The organism is Pseudomonas sp. 2848, assembly GCF_003253945.1.
Classification (GTDB): Bacteria; Pseudomonadota; Gammaproteobacteria; order Pseudomonadales; family Pseudomonadaceae; genus Aquipseudomonas.
In genome coordinates this window covers 414113-430816 of record NZ_QKZD01000002.1, presented here as the reverse complement: position 1 = coordinate 430816, position 16704 = coordinate 414113, and the positions used below count along the sequence as shown (strand labels likewise).

Genomic DNA, 16704 nt, shown 5'->3' with positions numbered 1-16704 from the left:
ACAGGAGTCCTGAATGCGCCGTCTGTTTTCCCTGCTTCTGCTGATGATCTGCACCATGCCTGTCTGGGCAGACACCCTCGATCAGCTGTACAAGGTCGCTGGCTGGCCCGACCAGCGCGCCCATTTCAACGATGCCGTGAGCGCCGCCCAACAGCGCTACCGCAACAGCTTGCCGCCTGCGGTCTACCAGGCGCTGGTCAACAACAGCAACCAACGGTTCCAGGCCCAGGCCATGGACCAAAGGGCCCAGGCGCAACTGCGCGCCAACCTGCCCAACCCCTCGCCGGCCCTGGCCTTCTTCCAGTCGCCGCTGGGGCGCAAGGTCGTGGCCGCCGAGCTACTTGCCACACGCAAGGACCAACTGGCCAAGCACGCCAAGGGCCTGCCGAAGATCCAGGCCAGCGACAACCGCGTGCTGATCGTCGGCCACCTGGCCCAGGCCTTGCCCGCCCGCGAGGCCGGCGCCGAGGTCAGCCTGGCGATCGCCGGCGTGGCGGCCGACAGCCTGAGCTCGATGCTGCCCGGCCTGTTCGGCGGCGGCCAAGCCCAGAACCTGCTCGATGGCCAGCGCCAGCGTTTGATGAACCAAGTGGGCGAGGATTTGAACAACACGTTGTTGTACGTCTATCGCGACCTGTCCGACGCTGAGCTCGAGCAGTTCGCCACCTTCGCCGAATCGACGGACGGCCAGGCCTACTACAAGGCCGCGGTGGCCGCGATTCGCGCCGCCCTGGCCGTGGGCCAGAACGCCGCCAACCTGAAGTAAGTCAGTCCAGGCGCTGGCCGATGAACTCGAAGTAGCGCTGGCGGATGCCGGGCAGCTCGTTGGCCAGGTGGTGCCGTGCCTCAGGCAGCATGAGGATCTGCGGCTCTGCGAACTTGGCCTTGAGCACCTTGAGGTTGTACGGCCAATCTACCGTACCGTCCGCCTCACCCTGCACGATCAGCGGCCGCCGCGTACTCCGGGGCGCGGCTTCGATGCGCCGGACCCACTTCATCAGCGCACCGACCCAGGCGGTCGGCAGGCGCCGTGGCTGTAGCGGGTCAGCTTCGAGAAAAGGCAGGAAGCCCGGGTCGTTGGTGTTTTCGCTGAAGCGCCGCTCGATGCCATTGACGAAGTGGCGCAGCACGCAATAGCTCAGCTTCGACCAGCGCCAAGCGCGCGGGCGCACCAGGGGGGCCAACAGGATTGCCTCGCCGTCGACAGGGCTGCTTTCGCCCTGGTGCAACAGATGGTCGACCACGATCGCCCCACCGGTGCTTTGGCCACAGAGATGCCAGGGCCGTGGCAGGTCGAGCAGGCGGGCCTGTTCGAACAACGCCTCGAGCACCTGCTGGTAGATGCTGAAATCATCGATGCTGGCCCGTTCGCCACTGGACAGGCCATGACCTGGCAGATCGCAGCCGATCACGGCGTAGCCGCGCCCCAGGGCCCATTCGATCACATGGCGGTATAGCCCCATGTGATCGTAGTAGCCATGCAACAGGAACAACGTCGCCTGTGGCCGTTCGGGCAGCCAGACCTGGCCGACCAGGTCGAAGCCTGCCACCTGGAAGCCGCCCAGCCAACTGTGTGCGGACAGGCCCAGGCCGTAGAAGCCCTGGTAGGCCTGGCCCGGGGTGGACAGCAGGTGGCGATCGGCAAGGGGCGGCAGGCTGGCGCGCAGCAGGTCGGGGTGGAAACTGGCGGGCATCGGTACATCCAGAGTGAAGCAAGTATTGATCTGCGATATTCAGCTCTGGGCCGCGTCATGGCAAGCTTGGTCCTCCTCCGACGAACAATGCGAGCCCGCTCCCACGAGCATCGCGCAAGGCCCCTATGGCGAAGCGACTTCTGATAATCCTTGCCCTGCTGCTCTGCGCTGCCACCGTCTGGTGGGCCTACGACAGCTTCCAGTCCCGCTACCTGCGTCCGTTCGACAACCAGGCCACCTTCTTCGACGGCAGCCAACTGCGCCTCCCAGCCGAGCTGGCCGGCCCGGGCCCGATCCGCGTGGTGCACTTCTGGGACCCGGCCTGCCCGTGCAATGTCGGCAACCAGCAGCACCTGGGCGAGCTGGTCGAGCACTTCGCGCCGCTCGGGGTCAGTTTCCATGTCGTGCAAAAGCCTGGCAGCCACGGCCAACTGCCGGCCAATCTGGGAACACTGAAGCCCCTGGCCAGCCTGCCCGGCAGCGAGCACCTGCCCGCCAGCCCCGCCGTGGCGATCTGGGACCACGACGGCAACCTCGCCTACTTCGGCCCCTACAGCGAAGGCGCGGTGTGCAACTCGAGCAACAGTTTCATCGAGCCGATCCTCAAGGCGCTGGCACAAGGGCGTCGGGTGCAGGCCTCAAATACCCTGGCGGTCGGCTGCTATTGCCCCTGGATCGATTGACGCACCCGCGCCGGATTACCCACCACCACCGCTCCGGCCGGCACATCCCGGGTCACCACACTGCCGGCGCCGACCACGGCGTTATCACCGATGGTCACCCCAGGCAGGATGATCGCCCCGCCGCCGATCCAGACATTGTCGCCAATGATCACCGGCCGCCCGCTTTCCAGGCCGCTGCGGCGCAGCGCCGGGTCCAGCGGGTGGTCGGCGGTGTAGATCTGCACCGCCGGGGCGACCTGGCAGTCGGCGCCGATGCGCACCGGCAGCACGTCGAGGATCACGCAGTTGAAGTTCATGAAGGTGTTGGCGCCCACGCTGATGTTGTAGCCGTAGTCGCAGTGGAACGGCGGACGGATCACCACGCCTTCGCCCACGTTGGCGAAATGCGCCTTCAACAAATCATGGCGCGCCTCGTTGGGTTGCTCGACGCTGCCGTTGTAGCGGTGCATCCAGTGCCGGTTGGCCGCCTGCTCGGCTTGCAGCTCGGGGCAGCCGGCATGGTAGAGCTGGCCTGCCAGCATTTTCTGTTTTTCGCTGAGGGACATGGAAACTCCTTTCAGGGGGCTATGCTCAGTTCGCGAATCCGCCGATGATCGGACCACATTCTTTCGCTCGAGTGCACAAGGAGTCTCGATGAAGCGCAGCCTGACCTTGCTGGCGGTGGTGATCGCCGTGGCCGCTGCGGGCGGCGGTTACTGGTACGTGCAGGGCAAGCAGCCCCAGCGTGATGGCGAAGCGGCCATCAACGGCTTGCAGGCGCCGGTCAGCGTGCGCTTCGATGCCCGTGGCGTGCCGCACCTGCAGGCGCAGAACGAGCAGGACCTGTACCGCGCCCTGGGCTACGTACAAGCCCAGGACCGTCTGTTCCAGATGGAGATCATGCGCCGTCTGGCTCGCGGCGAGCTGGCCGAGGTGCTGGGCGAGAAGTTGCTGCCCACCGACACCCTGTTCCGCAGCCTGCGCATTCGCGACCAGGCAGCCTTGATGGTGCAGCGCCAGGACCGCCAGTCACCGGCCTGGCAGGCGCTGCAGGCGTACCTGGACGGCATCAACCAGTGGCAGGCCAGCCACCCCAAGCCGATGGAGTTCGACCTGCTCGGCATCACGCCGCGCCCCTTCACCGCCGAGGACACCCTGAGCATTGCCGGCTACCTCGCCTACAGCTTCGCCGCCGCGTTCCGCACCGACCCGGCGCTGACCTACATCCGCGACCAGCTCGGCCCCGAGTACCTGAAGATATTCGACCTCGACTGGCAGCCCGACGGCGCCGTGGCCACGCCGTTGGCCGCCGCCGACTGGCGCAGCCTGGAGCAGTTGGCGCGGCTCAGCCACGAGGCCCTGGGCGATGCCGGCATTCCGCAGTTCGAGGGCAGCAACGCCTGGGCCGTGGCCGGCAGCCATACCCGCAGCGGCCGGCCACTGCTGGCGGGTGACCCGCACATCAGCTTCGCGGTGCCGGCGATCTGGTACGAAGCCGAGCTGTCGGCACCAGGCTTCAACCTGTATGGCTACTTCCAGGCGCTCAACCCGTTCGCCCTGCTCGGCCACAACCGCGACTTCGGTTGGAGCCTGACCATGTTCCAGAACGACGACGTCGACCTGATCGCGGAGCGGACCAATCCGCAGAACCCCGAGCAGGTGATGGTCGATGGCCGCTGGCAGTCGCTGGAAAAGACCGAGCAGAAAATCGCGGTCAAGGATGCGCAGCCGGCCAACATCACCTTGCGCCGCTCGCCCCACGGTCCGATCGTCAACAGCGTGCTCGGCGACACCGCCGGCCCGACGCCCATCGCCATGTGGTGGGCCTTCCTGGAAACCGAGAACCCGATACTCGAGGGTTTCTACCAGATCAACCGCGCCGACACCCTGGACAAGATGCGCGAGGCGGCAAGCAAGATCCAGGCGCCAGGGTTGAACCTGGTATGGGCCAGTGCCCGTGGCGACATCGGCTGGTGGGCGGCGGCGCGCCTGCCGATCCGCCCGGATGGAGTCAACCCGGCGTTCATCCTCGACGGCGGCAGCGGCCAGGCCGCCAAGCCGGGGTTCTACCCGTTCAGTGCCAATCCACAGCAAGAGAACCCGGCCAGCGGCTATATCGTCTCGGCCAATTACCAACCACCGGGCGCACTGCCCGTGCCCGGCTACTACAACCTGGCCGACCGGGGACGCCAGCTCGATCGCCTGTTACGCGACCCGGACATCAAGTGGGACACCCAGAACAGCCAGGCCTTGCAGCTGGACACCAGCACCGACTATGGCCCGCGTACCCTGGCACCGCTGCTCGGCACCTTGCGCAATGTCGCCCAGGGCGACGAAGAGAAGGAACTGGTCGAGCAACTGGCGGCCTGGCGCGGCGACTACCCGCTGGACTCCACCAGCGCCACGCTGTTCAACCAGTTCCTATACGAGCTGGCGTTCGCCGCCCTGCACGACGAACTGGGCGACACCTGGTTCCCGGTGCTGATCAGCACCCGTGCCATCGACGCCGCGCTGCCTCGCCTGGCTGGCGACCCTCAATCGCCGTGGTGGAATCTGCGTGGTAGCAATGAACACACCGATCGCAACGCCATCGTTCGCCTGGCCTGGCAGCGCAGCCTCAAGCACCTGCGCGAGACCTTCGGCAAGGATCCGGCCAGCTGGCAATGGGGCAAGGCCCATACCCTCACGCATAACCATCCGCTGGGCGTGAAGAAGCCGCTGAACCTGTTGTTCAATGTCGGGCCGTACGCCGCGCCCGGGACCCATGAGGTGCCGAACAACCTGTCGGCGAAGATCGGCCCGGCGCCCTGGCCGGTCACCTACGGGCCATCCACCCGCCGCCTGATCGACTTCGCCGACGCCGGCGCCGCGCTGACCATCAACCCGGTCGGGCAGAGTGGCGTGCCATTCGACCGGCACTATGGCGACCAGGCCGAGGACTACATCGAGGGGCGCTATCACAAGGCGCGGATGGGGGTGATTCCGGCGCAAAGCACGCTGCGGCTGGTGCCCAGATAGAAACCGGGGCCGCACAGCGGCCCTCTCGCAATCCATGAGGTCACGCAATGCAGAAACACTTCATCGAGATCGACGGAGCACGCATGAGCTATGTCGACCAGGGCCAGGGCTTCCCAGTGCTGCTCGGTCACAGCTACCTGTGGTCGTCCGCCATGTGGCAACCGCAGATCGACGCCCTGTCACGGCACTTCCGGGTCATCGTGCCTGAGCTGTGGGGCCACGGCGATTCCGCCGCTCCGCCCGCAAGCACCGTCGACATGGCTGCCCTGGCCCGCCAGCACCTGGCGTTGCTCGATGCCCTGGATATCCAGAAGTGCCACCTGGTCGGGCTGTCGGTTGGCGGCATGTGGGGCGCGCAGTTGGCCGTCGACCACCCTGAACGAGTCGACCGCCTGGTGCTGATGGACACCTACCTGGGCGCGGAGCCCGAGGCGACGCGGCTGAAGTATTTCGGTTTGCTGGATGCGGCAAGCAAAGCGGGAGCCTTCATCGACCCGTTGCTGGACGTCGTGGTGCCGATCTTCTTCCATGCCGGTGGCCAGACGGTGCCCGAGGTGCGCGAGTGCTTCCGTGCGGACCTCAAGGCAAGCAGCGCCGAAACCATCCGCGAAAGCCTCGACCCGATGGGCCGGGTGATCTTCGGCCGGCCAGACCTGCTGGCGCGACTCAGTGAGCTGCCGGGAGAGCGGACCATCGTGCTTTGTGGCGATCAGGACATACCAAGGCCACCGGCGGAGTCCGCCGAGATGGCGCAGTTGATTGGATGCCTGGCGGCACAGATTCCATTCGCCGGGCATATCTCCAGCCTGGAGAATCCGCAGGTGGTGAATGATTTCCTGTTGAACTGGTTACCGCGCAATTGCTGAGACCGAAAGGGGCTGCTTTGCAGCCCCGTTTAGACGATCAGCCCTGCCAGTTGCCGCCCTCGACGATCACGCTCTCAGGCTTGGTGTCGTCGCTCAGCTCCTTGCGCACGTACTGGTCGTACAGCTTGAGCAGGAACTTCTCCTCGCCGAGCTTGGCCAGTTCGGCGTTCACCCAATCGCGCAACTCGGTATTGCCCTTCTTCACCGCCGGGGCGATCGGTGCTTCGTCACCCAACAGCTGTGGCAGCACGCGGTAGCCCGGGTTCTGCTTTGCCCAGCTGAACAGGATCAGGTTGTCCTGGGCATAGGCATCACCCCGACCGTTGGCCAACGCGGCCAGCGACTCGGTGTTCTTCTCGAACTTGAGCAGTTTCCAGTCCGGGTGGGTCTTGGTCAGCCAGATATCGGCGGTGGTGCCGGTGGTGACAATGATGGTCTTGTCGGCCAGGTCGTCGAGCTTCTGCACCGGACTGCCGTCGGCGACGATGGCCTGCACCGCCACGCGCAGGTTGGGGTTGGTGAAGTCCACGGCCTCCTTGCGCTCCGGGGTGACGGTCATGTTGGCGAGGATAAGGTCGACCTTGTCGCTCTGCAGGAACGGGATGCGGCTGGCAGGCTCGACCGCGACGAACTCGACCTTGTTCTCGTCGCCCAGCAGGTCCTTGGCGAAGCGACGACCGATGTCGGTGTCGAAGCCCACGTAGCGGCCGCTTTCATCGACGAAGCCGAACGGTGGCTTGTCGGTGAACACGCCGACGATCAGCTTGTCGCGGGCCTTGATGGTTTCCAGGTAGCTGCTGGCCGGCGAGGCGGCGGCGGGCTTGGCCGGGTCTTCGGATTTGTTGCAGCCGGCCAGCAGGGCCAGGCCCAGCAATGGCGCGAGCAGTTTGGCGAACGGGGCAGTCTTCATGACAGTTCCTTGTGCAGTGGCTTAGACAGTGTCTTGGGCAGGCTTTCGACGAACGAGAATTTCTCCAGGAACTGCTGCGCGCGTGCGGTCTGCGGTTGAGTGAAGAAGCGCTCAGGGTGGTTCTGTTCAAGGATCCTGCCGGCCTCCATGAACACGATGCGGTCGGCCACCGCGCGGGCGAAGGCCATTTCGTGGGTGACGATGAGCAGGGTCATGCCTTCGCGGGCCAGCCCCTGGATCACCTGCAGCACCTCCTTGACCATCTCCGGGTCGAGGGCGGCGGTGACCTCATCGAAGAGCATCACCTGTGGGTTCATGCATAACGAACGGACAATGGCGATGCGTTGCTGCTGGCCACCGGAGAGCTGGCGCGGGAACGCGTCACGCTTGTCCAGCAGCCCTACCCGGGCCAGCAGAGCCTCGGCCTGGGCCTGGGCCTCGTGGCGTTCGCGCTTCTGCACCTTCAGCGGCCCCAGCAGCAAGTTGTCGATCACGCTCATGTGGCCGAACAGGTGGTAGCTCTGGAACACCATGCCGACCCGTTGGCGCACCTGACGCCAGTCGGTGTCGGGGCCGAGTAGCTCCTGGCCGTCGAGGCGCAGGCTCCCGCCCTGGGCCTCTTCCAGGCCGTTGAGGCAGCGCAGCAGGGTGCTCTTGCCGCAGCCGCTGGGGCCGAGGATCACCACCACCTCGCCGGCCTCGACCTTGAGGTCGACGTCTGCGAGCACCTGGTGCTGGCCGAAGAACTTGTTGAAGCCTTGGAATTCGATCAATGGATTCATGCGTGGGCCCAGCGCCGCTCCAGCACGCGGGAGGCGGCTGACAGCGGATAGCAGACAAGAAAGAAGAACAGGAACAGCGCGCCGTAGATCAGCACCGACTCGTAGGTGCGCTCGATGATCTGCTGCCCCGCCTTGATCACTTCGACCACGCCGATCAGCACCGCCAGCGAACTGGTCTTGATGATCCGCGTGTAGATATTGATGGTCGGCGGGGTCATGCGCTTGAGCGCCTGGGGCAGCAGCACATAGGCATACAGCTGCCAGCCGCCCAGGCCGATCGACAACCCCGCCTCGCGCTGCCCGCGTGGCAGCGACTGCAAGGCGCCGCGCACCACCTCGCCGACCTCACTGGCGCCCCACAGGCCCAGCACCAGCACCGCGCACCAGAAGCTGGGGATGCTCAGGCCGAAGAAGATCGGCAAGCCGAAGAACACCAGGTACAGCCAGACCAGCACCGGAATCGCCCGGAACAGTTCCAGGTACACCTGCAACAGGATGTTCAGCCCACGGCTGCCGAGGGTCGCCAGCACGCCGTAGAGCACGCCGCCCAAGGTGGCGAACAGGATGCCCAGCGCCGAGATCGCCAGGGTCTGCCCAGCGCCCGTGGCCAGTTGCGGCAGCGAAACCAGCAGCAGCTCAATGCCCGAACTGGCCATGTTGCAGCCTCCGTTCCAGGTAGCGCAGCAGCAGCGACAGCGGCAGGAAGATCAGCACGCAGAGCAGGGTCAGCACGGCGAGCATTTCGTAGGTCTTGTAGTACAGGGCGATGTAGTTCTTGGTGGTGTAGAGAATCTCCGGCACCGCCACCGCCGAAACCACGGTGGTTTCCTTGAGCAGGAAGACGAAATTGGCGAACAGTGCCGGCAGGCTGAGGATGCCGGCCTGGGGCAGGATCACATGGCGCAGCAGCTGGCCCTCGGAAAGCCCGATGGAGCGCCCGGATTCCAGTTGCGCCCGTGGCACGGCCTCGACCCCGGCGCGCAGTACCTCGGTGAGGTAGGCACCGCCCATGAACGTCAGGGTGATGATCGCGGCAGCGAAGCCGGATACCTTCACCCCCAGGCTCGGCAAGGCGAAGTAGACGAAGAACAGCTGGATCAACAGCGGGGTGTTGCGCGCCAGCTCCACATAGCCCTTGACCAGGCGCCACAGGTACGGCGTGCGCAACACCAGGATCGTCGCATTGAGCAGCGCCACCAGCAACGAGGTGACGATTGCGATCGCCCCGACTTGCAGGGTCACGCCAACGGCCTTGAAGAAGGCCGGCAGTGTGCTAAGCATGAAAGCGGTGTCGAAGCTCATGGAAGGGGCCTCGGCACGGTGTCACGAAGGTACGGCATGGGAAGGTCCAGGGTCGGCACGAGGGTTGCTCGGCGTCGTTTCACGAATAGTGGCGCTGTGCCGGTAAGCACGATTCCTAGACTCTAAAGGCATAAAAATATTTTTATAAATATCTTTATTGCATATCTATATCACCACCCCGTGACGCTCGGAAATTTCCTTCCCTAGACGCGGATCTTTCCGAGGATTTTCCCCTCAAAGGGATTTCAAACTGTGACTTGCACGGCCCATCACATTCAACAAGGAAGACAACGATGAATAGCCCCTGCTTGCCTGCTTCGAACGAACAACTGCTGTGGCTCCTGGCGCTGCGCCGGGCCCTGGCGACTCAACGCTGAGGCTCGCGCTGCACTACTCAAGACCGGCCAGCCCGCCATCAGGCCAGCACAAACAAAAACGCCGACGCAAAATGCGTCGGCGTTTTTCGTTCCAGGTCGCGTATCAGAACGCTGGCAGTACCGCGCCGCTGTACTTCTTCTCGATGAATGCCTTCACTTCCGGGCTGGTCAGCGCCTTGGCCAGCTTCTGGATCGCCGCGCTGTCCTTGTTGTCCGGGCGGGCAACCAGGAAGTTCACGTACGGCGAATCGCTACCTTCGATCACCAGGGCGTCCTTGGCCGGGTTCAGGCCGGCTTCAAGCGCATAGTTGGTGTTGATCATGTCCAGGTCGACCTGATCCAGCACACGCGGGAGCATGGCCGATTCAAGCTCCTTGAACTTGAGCTTCTTCGGGTTCTCGGCGATATCCTTCGGCGTGGCCAGGGCGTTCTTCGGATCCTTCAGGGTAATCAGCCCGGCCTTCTGCAGCAGCAGCAGGGCACGGCCACTGTTGCTCCCCTCGTTGGGGATGGCCACGGTCGCGCCGTCCTTCAGCTCGGCCAGGCTCTTGACCTTCTTCGAGTAGCCACCGAACGGTTCGACGTGCACGCCGATCACGGTCTCCAGGTGGGTGCCCTTGCCTTCGTTGAAGTTCTTCAGGTACGGCAGGGTCTGGAAGTAGTTGGCGTCCAGGCGCTTCTGGTCGACCTGCACATTGGGCTGGACGTAGTCGGTGAAGACCTTGATCTCCAGGTCCACGCCTTCCTTGGCCAGGGTCGGCTTGATCAGTTCGAGGATTTCGGCATGCGGCACGGGCGTGGCGGCCACCACCAGTTTCTCGGCGGCGTTGGCGAGGCCCGCGAACGACAGTGCGGCGGCCAGGGCGGTGGTCAGCAGGGTCTTTTTCATGGTGATCCTTGTTCTAAAGCTGGGCCATCGCAGATGGCGAGTCGGGTGCCCATCCGTTCGGGTGGGCGTGCAGCGGACAATACCGAGATTTTTTATTCCGGAACAATATCTTTTGATTAGCTGCTTATGCCAAAAACAAATGGCCATCACGCCCTTTGCTTATGAACGGCGGCAGACTGCTCTACGGCGAGCTTTTCCCCAGTCGTGCCAGCGCCGCGCCGAGCAGATCGCGCAGTTCGGCCAAGGTATCCGCCTCTCGACTGCCGCCTAGCTGCATGAGCTGGCGGGCCAGGCTGGCGAGGGGAGCGGTATCGGGCAGGTCGAGATGCGCGGGGAGGATTTCCTCGCCATCGCTGACCAGCAGGGCGAAGTGAATGACGTTCTCCAATTCGCGGGTATTGCCCGGCCAGGCATGCGCTTCGAGCGCCTGCTGGGCGGCCTCGCTGATGAGGGGAACCGGCCGATCCAGGCGCACGCTGTAGATCCCCACGAAGTACTCGGCCAACGGCAGGATATCGCCGACCCGCTCACGCAGCGCCGGCAACGCCAGCTCACCTTCGTGCAGGTAATGGTAGAGCCGCTCGTTGAAACGCCCCGCGCGCACTGCCAGCGCCAGGTCGATGCTGGACGCGGCCACCAGCCGCACATCGACCGCCTGCGGTTGCGTGGCGCCGACCCGGATCACCTCGCGATTCTCCAGGGCGGCCAACAGCTTGCCCTGGATCGCCAGGGGCAGGTCGGCGATCTCGTCCAGATACAACGTGCCGCCATTGGCCGAACCGAACCATCCGGCGCGACTGCTGGCAGTACCGCCCTGGCTACCGGCGCTGTAGCCGAACAGCTCGGCATCGGCATAGGTCGGGCTGATGGCCGCGCAGTTGACCGACACGAACAGACCGCCCCGATCGCTGGCGCGATGAATCTGCCGGGCCAGCAGCTCCTTGCCAGTGCCGGTCTCGCCGCGAATCAGCACCGGCAACGGTTGTGGCGCCAGCCGCTCCAGGGCCTGGCGCAGCGCCTGGGAGCGCGGATCGACGAACACCAGCGCCTTGGCGCGGATGCTCAGTGGGCTCTTGTCCAGTTCGGGGAAGGTCAGCAGCGGCTGACCGAATGGTGTGTGAAATGTCATGGAATACTCCCGCCCCGGCCGCAAGCGGTCGAGGGATTCAGCTCAGTCGATGAAACCTGTGGATCAGGCGCGGCGCAGGGCGCGCTGGTCGACACGGGCCTGCAGCCGGTAGAGATAGGCAAAGCCTTGCTCCCAGCGCAGGTGCCCGGACTTGACGTTGATATGCCCGGCGTTGGCCAGCAGCCCCGCTTCGGCGCCCCAGGCCTGCGCCAGGTACAACGCGCGCGGCACGCTCACCGCCGGGTCGTTGTCGGAGCTGACCACTTGGCTGGGAAACGGCAGGGCCTGCAGGGGAATCGGCGCGAAATTGCGCAGGGCCGGCGCGCAATTCGGCCGCTCGACATCCGCCGGTGCCACCAGCAGCGCGCCGCGCACCCTTTGCTGCAGATCAGGGCTGGCCTGGGCGGCCCAATGCGCGACCGTGATGCAGCCGAGGCTGTGGGCGATGAGAATCACCGGCGAGCGCTCGGCGGCAATCGCCTGCTCCAATGCCTGTACCCAATCGCGCCGTTGTGGCGTGAGCCAGTCGCTCTGCTCGACCCGTGCGCTGTTGGGCAGGCTGCGCTGCCAGTGACTCTGCCAATGGTTGTCTGGCGATCCTTGCCAGCCCGGCACAATCAGGTAACGAATCGACTCATTGCGCATGGGGACGCCTCCGGAAGTTTGCGTGCTTGGGTGCAAGTATAGGGAGGGGGTTATATTCGTAAAGGAATAAGAAGCTATTTATTAATAACCAAAATACCAAAATACCAAAATACCAAAATGAAAGAGGCCTGCCTTCGCGCATAAAAAAAGGGCCATCCCCTGCCAAGGAAAATGGCCCCTAAGCACTTGCCTGAAGAAGGTATCGCCGGTCAGCGCGCGGTAATCACCGCCAGCTTGCTGATCCCGGCACGCTCGATCGCCGCCATTGCGCGGGCGACCTCGCCATAGTTCACACCATCGTCGGCCTGCAGCTGCACACGCAGCTCGGCGTCCTTGTCCTTGGCAACCTTGAGGTTGGTCTCCAGCAGGTCGGGCTGGATCTCGTCCTTGTTGATGAACAGCTTGCCGCTGCCGTCGATGCTCACCACCAGCGGGTCCTTCTGCTCCACCGGGGCCACGGCCTCGGTCTTGGGCAGGTTGATCGGGATGGCGTTGGTCAGCAACGGCGCGGTGACGATGAACACCACCAACAGCACCAGCATGACGTCCACCAACGGCGTGACGTTGATTTCACTCAACACTTCATCGCTGTCCTGGGTCGAGAAGGCCATGTCAGGACGCCTCCTTCACAGGTTGGGTGAAGCCGGTGTGCTGGCGCTGCACCGCCGGGTGCACCAGCACGCGGAAGGCACTCTTCTGCGCCAGGCTGTAGAAGTCGTGGGCGAAGTCGTCGAGGTCGGCGGCGGTCAGCTTGAGGCGACGGAGGAAGTAGTTGTAGACCAGCACCGCTGGCACCGCGACGGCGATCCCCACGCCGGTGGCCACCAACGCCGCGCCGATAGGCCCGGCCACGGTCTCCAGGCTCGCCGAGCCCGCCGCGCTGATGCCCTTGAGCGCCTCCATGATGCCCCACACCGTGCCGAACAGGCCGATGAAGGGCGAAGTGCTGCCGATACTGGCCACCACCGCCAGGCCGGTTTCCAGCGAACGACGCTCACGGACGATCTGCTGGCGCAGGGCGCGCTCCAGGCGGTCCTGGTGGTTGATGGCCTGGCTCAAATCGTTAGCGTGACCAGGCTCGCCAACCGCGATCGCCGCAAAGCCCGCCTGGGCGACACGGGCGGCCGGGCCTGGCAGATCGTGGGCCGGCTCGGCGGCGGAGTCGAGGCTGGACGCAGCCCAGAACTGCTGGTGGAAGCGCTTGTCCTGGTTCTTCAGGCGCACGAACTGCACGGCCTTGACCAGGGCCAGCGCCCAGGTGGCGACGGAGAAGCCGACCAGCAGCCAGATGACCGCGCCTTCAACGGATTCGAGGGGAGATGCCAACACGCTCATGATGAAGTCCTTCCTGTGTACGCTCGCAAGTTAACGAAGCTTGAAATCGATCGGTACGCTGACCCAACCCACCTGGGCCACCTCGCCCTGCTTGGCCGGGACGAAGCTCCAGCGTTTCACCGCGGCCAGTGCGGCGGCGTCCAGGGCGTCGCGGCCACTGCTCTTCTGGATCTGGATCTGCCCCGGCTTGCCACTGGGCAGCACCTCGACGCGCAGCAGCACGGTGCCCTCCCAGCCACGGCGCTGGGCCATCTGCGGATATTCCGGCGCCGGGTTCTTGAGGTACGCGGCGTTGGCCGAGGCTGGCGTCACCGGGGCCGGGGCGGGTGGCGCAGGCGCAGGCGAAGGCGGAGCCGGCGCGGCCACGGACGTAGGCGTGGGTGGCGGCACTTCGACTGGTTTCGGCTGCGGTTTTGGCTGTGGCTTGGCCACAGGCTTGGGCACGACTTTCGGCTTGGGTTTGGGCTTGGCAGCCAACTCGTCGAGCACCGGCGGTGGCGGTTCGAGCACAGGCGCTGCCGGGGCTGGCGGCGGCGGCTCGACGACTGGCGGCGCGGGCGCGGCGAACTCGATGGTCATGGGCGGAATCTGCGGCGGCACGATGGGCAACGCCGGGGTCGGTGCCTGGTTGATCCAATAGGCGACGGCACCGTGCAGGGCCAGCACCAGCAGCACCAACGCCAGCTTGTCGCGTCGTTTGAGGCCGCTCAGCGGCGTGCGTTGCAGGCGTAACTGGCCAAGCGGCAGGCGTAGCGTGCGTCCGAGCTCGACCAGGTCGCCCGATGCCGGGTGCCATGGCGGCTCAAAGGCCCTGACGGCCGTCTGGACATTACCCATTGCTAGAAACTCCTGGAGTGATGATTCAGGTGTGTGGCTGAATCATCGGGCCTAGGGGCTTAGCTCATAAAGAAATGTTTAAACGTAAAATTAGACCTAAATGGAATAACTATTTCGATGGTCTGTCCACAACCCGCGTCTTTCGCGGCCTGCCGCAGAACAGCTTGCGAACGATGCCTTATCAGCATGCAAAATATTCGTTCAAGGCATCAATCCGCTGCGAGGGCTTTACCCTCGATCGCTGGCAAGCCAGCTCTCACAGGTCATTGCAGCAGACCCTGTACTGTGGAAGCCGGCTTGCCGGCGATGGGCTGCAGCGCAGCCCCGACTATCCGCCAGCACATAAAAAACCCGGGACCATGCCCGGGCTTTTCCTTTCATGCCTGCAGCTCAGATATCCGCCACCTTCTGCCATACCTTTGGCCGGAAGAACAACGTCTCCCCGCGCGCCAACCCGGTCAGGCTGTCGTGATCCTTGACCACCTCGGCCTCGATCAGCTCGCTTTGCCCTTCCACCTTCAAGGTGACCCGGGTGGTCGCGCCCAACGGGCGGATATCGCGGACCTCGGCGGCATGGTGGCCTTCGGTCTCATGGCGCGACAGCGACACCTCGTGCGGGCGGAACAGCACATGGTGGCCTTCACTGAGCGCCAGGCGGTTGGAGTCACCAAGGAAGTGGTAGACAAAGTCGTTGGCCGGCTTTTCGTACACCTCGCCGGGCGAACCGATCTGCTCGATCACGCCCTTGTTCATCACCACGATGCGGTCGGCGACTTCCATGGCCTCTTCCTGGTCGTGGGTAACGAATACCGAGGTCAGGTTGATGTCCTCGTGCAGCCGCGCCAGCCAGCGGCGCAGCTCCTTGCGCACCTTGGCATCCAGCGCCCCGAACGGCTCGTCGAGCAGCAATACCTTGGGCTCCACCGCCAGGGCACGAGCCAGGGCGATACGCTGGCGCTGGCCACCGGACAACTGCTCGGGGTAGCGATCGGACAACCAGTCGAGCTGCACCATGTTCAGCAGCTCGTGGACCTTCTCGGCGATCTTGCTCTCGCTCGGGCGCTCGCCCTTGGGTTTCATGCGCAGGCCGAAGGCGACGTTGTCGAACACGCTCATATGGCGGAACAGCGCGTAGTGCTGGAACACGAAGCCGACGTTGCGATCACGCACGTCGTGCCCGGACACGTCTTCACCATGGAACACGATGCTGCCGTCATCCGGGGTTTCCAGGCCGGCGATAATGCGCAGCAGGGTGGTCTTGCCGCAGCCCGACGGGCCAAGCAGGGCAACCAGCTCGCCGCTGTGGATGTCCAGGTTGATGTTGTCCAGGGCCTGGAAGCTGTTGAAGCGCTTGCTGACGTTACGAACTTCGATCGACATGAATCATTCCTCCGCGGCGCTGTGGCGCAGGCGGTTAATACGGTTCTCGCTCCACTGCTTGAGCAGCAGGATGAAGAGCGCCAGGATCAGCAGCAGGCTGGCCACGCTGAAGGCCGCGACATGGTTGTACTCGTTGTAGAGGATCTCCACGTGCAGCGGCAAGGTGTTGGTGACGCCACGGATATGCCCGGACACCACCGACACCGCGCCGAACTCGCCCATGGCCCGGGCGGTGCACAGCACCACGCCGTAGATCAGGCCCCATTTGATGTTCGGCAGCGTGACGTGCCAGAACATCTGCCAGCCGTTGGCCCCGAGCAGGCGCGCGGCCTCCTCTTCCTGGGTGCCCTGCTCCTGCATCAGCGGGATCAGTTCACGGGCGACGAACGGCACGGTGACGAAGATGGTCGCCAGGACGATGCCCGGCAGGGCGAAGACGATCTGGATGTCGTGGTCCTGCAGCCACGGGCCGAACAGGCCCTGGGCGCCGAACATCAGCACGTAGACCAGGCCGGCGATCACCGGTGACACCGAGAACGGCAGGTCGATCAGGGTCACCAGGATACTTTTGCCACGGAAGCTGTACTTGCTCACGCACCAGGCGGCGCTGACCCCGAACAGCAGGTTCAACGGTACCGAGATGGCCACCGCCAGCAGGGTCAGCTTGAGCGCAGACAACGCATCGGCCTCGAAGATCGCCTCGAAGAAGGTGCCGAAGCCGTTTTTCAGGGCCTGGGACACAACGATCACCAGCGGCAGGGCCAGGAACAGCGCAAAGACGATCCAGGCCAGGGTGATCAGCACGCGGCGCGAAGTGGCACTGCCACGCCGAGCGGCGTTGGCGGCGGCGGTTGCGCCAAGGGTTGATGAAGACATTA

General features: G+C 64.6%; 18 protein-coding genes. 4 read left to right on the top strand and 14 right to left on the bottom strand.

Annotated features, from left to right (window positions below; translation table 11 throughout):
• Window positions 1-13: 13 nt before the first annotated feature.
• A complete protein-coding gene (locus DFS21_RS05945; RefSeq protein WP_038707001.1) occupies window positions 14-766 on the top strand; it encodes a DUF2059 domain-containing protein in 753 nt (250 codons plus the stop codon).
• A gap of 1 nt (window position 767) precedes the next feature.
• Here DFS21_RS05945 and DFS21_RS05940 read toward each other — a convergent pair whose 3' ends face one another.
• Window positions 768-1694, bottom strand: a complete 927-nt coding sequence (locus DFS21_RS05940) for an alpha/beta hydrolase (protein WP_111531977.1) — start codon at window positions 1692-1694, stop codon at window positions 768-770.
• Between the two features lie 125 nt (window positions 1695-1819).
• On the opposite strand from DFS21_RS05940, the gene DFS21_RS05935 reads away from it, so the two are divergent.
• Complete coding sequence (locus tag DFS21_RS05935; RefSeq protein WP_110697217.1) at window positions 1820-2377, top strand: DUF6436 domain-containing protein; 558 nt, start codon at window positions 1820-1822, stop codon at window positions 2375-2377.
• Here DFS21_RS05935 and DFS21_RS05930 read toward each other — a convergent pair.
• Window positions 2356-2922 carry a sugar O-acetyltransferase gene (locus DFS21_RS05930; RefSeq protein WP_110697215.1) on the bottom strand — a complete coding sequence of 189 codons (567 nt, stop codon included), beginning with the start codon at window positions 2920-2922 and terminating at the stop codon, window positions 2356-2358. The genes DFS21_RS05935 and DFS21_RS05930 overlap by 22 nt on opposite strands.
• Before the next feature lie 88 nt (window positions 2923-3010).
• Here DFS21_RS05930 and DFS21_RS05925 point away from each other — a divergent pair, with 88 nt between their 5' ends.
• Window positions 3011-5374: a penicillin acylase family protein gene (locus DFS21_RS05925; RefSeq protein ID WP_110697213.1), complete on the top strand. Its 2364-nt coding sequence runs from the start codon at window positions 3011-3013 to the stop codon at window positions 5372-5374.
• Between the two features lie 47 nt (window positions 5375-5421).
• A complete protein-coding gene (locus DFS21_RS05920) occupies window positions 5422-6240 on the top strand; it encodes an alpha/beta fold hydrolase (protein ID WP_110697211.1) in 819 nt (272 codons plus the stop codon).
• A gap of 37 nt (window positions 6241-6277) precedes the next feature.
• Here the strand turns inward: DFS21_RS05920 and DFS21_RS05915 are convergent, their stop codons facing one another.
• The 12 genes from DFS21_RS05915 to cysW form a co-directional block, all read right to left on the bottom strand.
• Window positions 6278-7150, bottom strand: a complete 873-nt coding sequence (locus DFS21_RS05915) for a transporter substrate-binding domain-containing protein (protein WP_110697209.1) — start codon at window positions 7148-7150, stop codon at window positions 6278-6280.
• A complete protein-coding gene (locus DFS21_RS05910) occupies window positions 7147-7932 on the bottom strand; it encodes an amino acid ABC transporter ATP-binding protein (protein ID WP_110697207.1) in 786 nt (261 codons plus the stop codon). The genes DFS21_RS05915 and DFS21_RS05910 overlap by 4 nt, the downstream gene beginning before the upstream one ends.
• A complete protein-coding gene (locus DFS21_RS05905; RefSeq protein WP_110697205.1) occupies window positions 7929-8588 on the bottom strand; it encodes an amino acid ABC transporter permease in 660 nt (219 codons plus the stop codon). Before DFS21_RS05905 ends, DFS21_RS05910 begins: the two co-directional genes overlap by 4 nt.
• Window positions 8569-9234 carry an amino acid ABC transporter permease gene (locus tag DFS21_RS05900; protein WP_102684747.1) on the bottom strand — a complete coding sequence of 222 codons (666 nt, stop codon included), beginning with the start codon at window positions 9232-9234 and terminating at the stop codon, window positions 8569-8571. Before DFS21_RS05900 ends, DFS21_RS05905 begins: the two co-directional genes overlap by 20 nt.
• A 480-nt stretch (window positions 9235-9714) precedes the next feature.
• On the bottom strand, window positions 9715-10500 hold the full coding sequence (locus DFS21_RS05895; RefSeq protein ID WP_094010961.1) for a MetQ/NlpA family ABC transporter substrate-binding protein: 786 nt from the start codon (window positions 10498-10500) through the stop codon (window positions 9715-9717).
• Window positions 10501-10681: 181 nt separating this feature from the next.
• Window positions 10682-11629 (bottom strand): sigma 54-interacting transcriptional regulator, encoded by a 948-nt coding sequence (locus DFS21_RS05890; RefSeq protein WP_110697203.1) that lies wholly within the window; start codon window positions 11627-11629, stop codon window positions 10682-10684.
• A gap of 63 nt (window positions 11630-11692) precedes the next feature.
• Window positions 11693-12274 (bottom strand): alpha/beta hydrolase, encoded by a 582-nt coding sequence (locus tag DFS21_RS05885; RefSeq protein ID WP_111531976.1) that lies wholly within the window; start codon window positions 12272-12274, stop codon window positions 11693-11695.
• A 209-nt stretch (window positions 12275-12483) separates the two neighbouring features.
• Window positions 12484-12885: a biopolymer transporter ExbD gene (locus DFS21_RS05880; RefSeq protein WP_111531975.1), complete on the bottom strand. Its 402-nt coding sequence runs from the start codon at window positions 12883-12885 to the stop codon at window positions 12484-12486.
• Window position 12886: 1 nt separating this feature from the next.
• Window positions 12887-13609, bottom strand: coding sequence for a MotA/TolQ/ExbB proton channel family protein (locus DFS21_RS05875; RefSeq protein ID WP_111531974.1), 723 nt, complete (start codon window positions 13607-13609; stop codon window positions 12887-12889).
• Between the two features lie 30 nt (window positions 13610-13639).
• Complete coding sequence (locus DFS21_RS05870; RefSeq protein ID WP_110697196.1) at window positions 13640-14446, bottom strand: energy transducer TonB; 807 nt, start codon at window positions 14444-14446, stop codon at window positions 13640-13642.
• A 390-nt stretch (window positions 14447-14836) separates the two neighbouring features.
• Window positions 14837-15826, bottom strand: a complete 990-nt coding sequence (locus tag DFS21_RS05865) for a sulfate/molybdate ABC transporter ATP-binding protein (protein ID WP_008093195.1) — start codon at window positions 15824-15826, stop codon at window positions 14837-14839.
• A gap of 3 nt (window positions 15827-15829) precedes the next feature.
• Window positions 15830-16702, bottom strand: a complete 873-nt coding sequence (cysW, locus tag DFS21_RS05860) for a sulfate ABC transporter permease subunit CysW (protein ID WP_046853746.1) — start codon at window positions 16700-16702, stop codon at window positions 15830-15832.
• Window positions 16703-16704 lie beyond the last annotated feature (2 nt).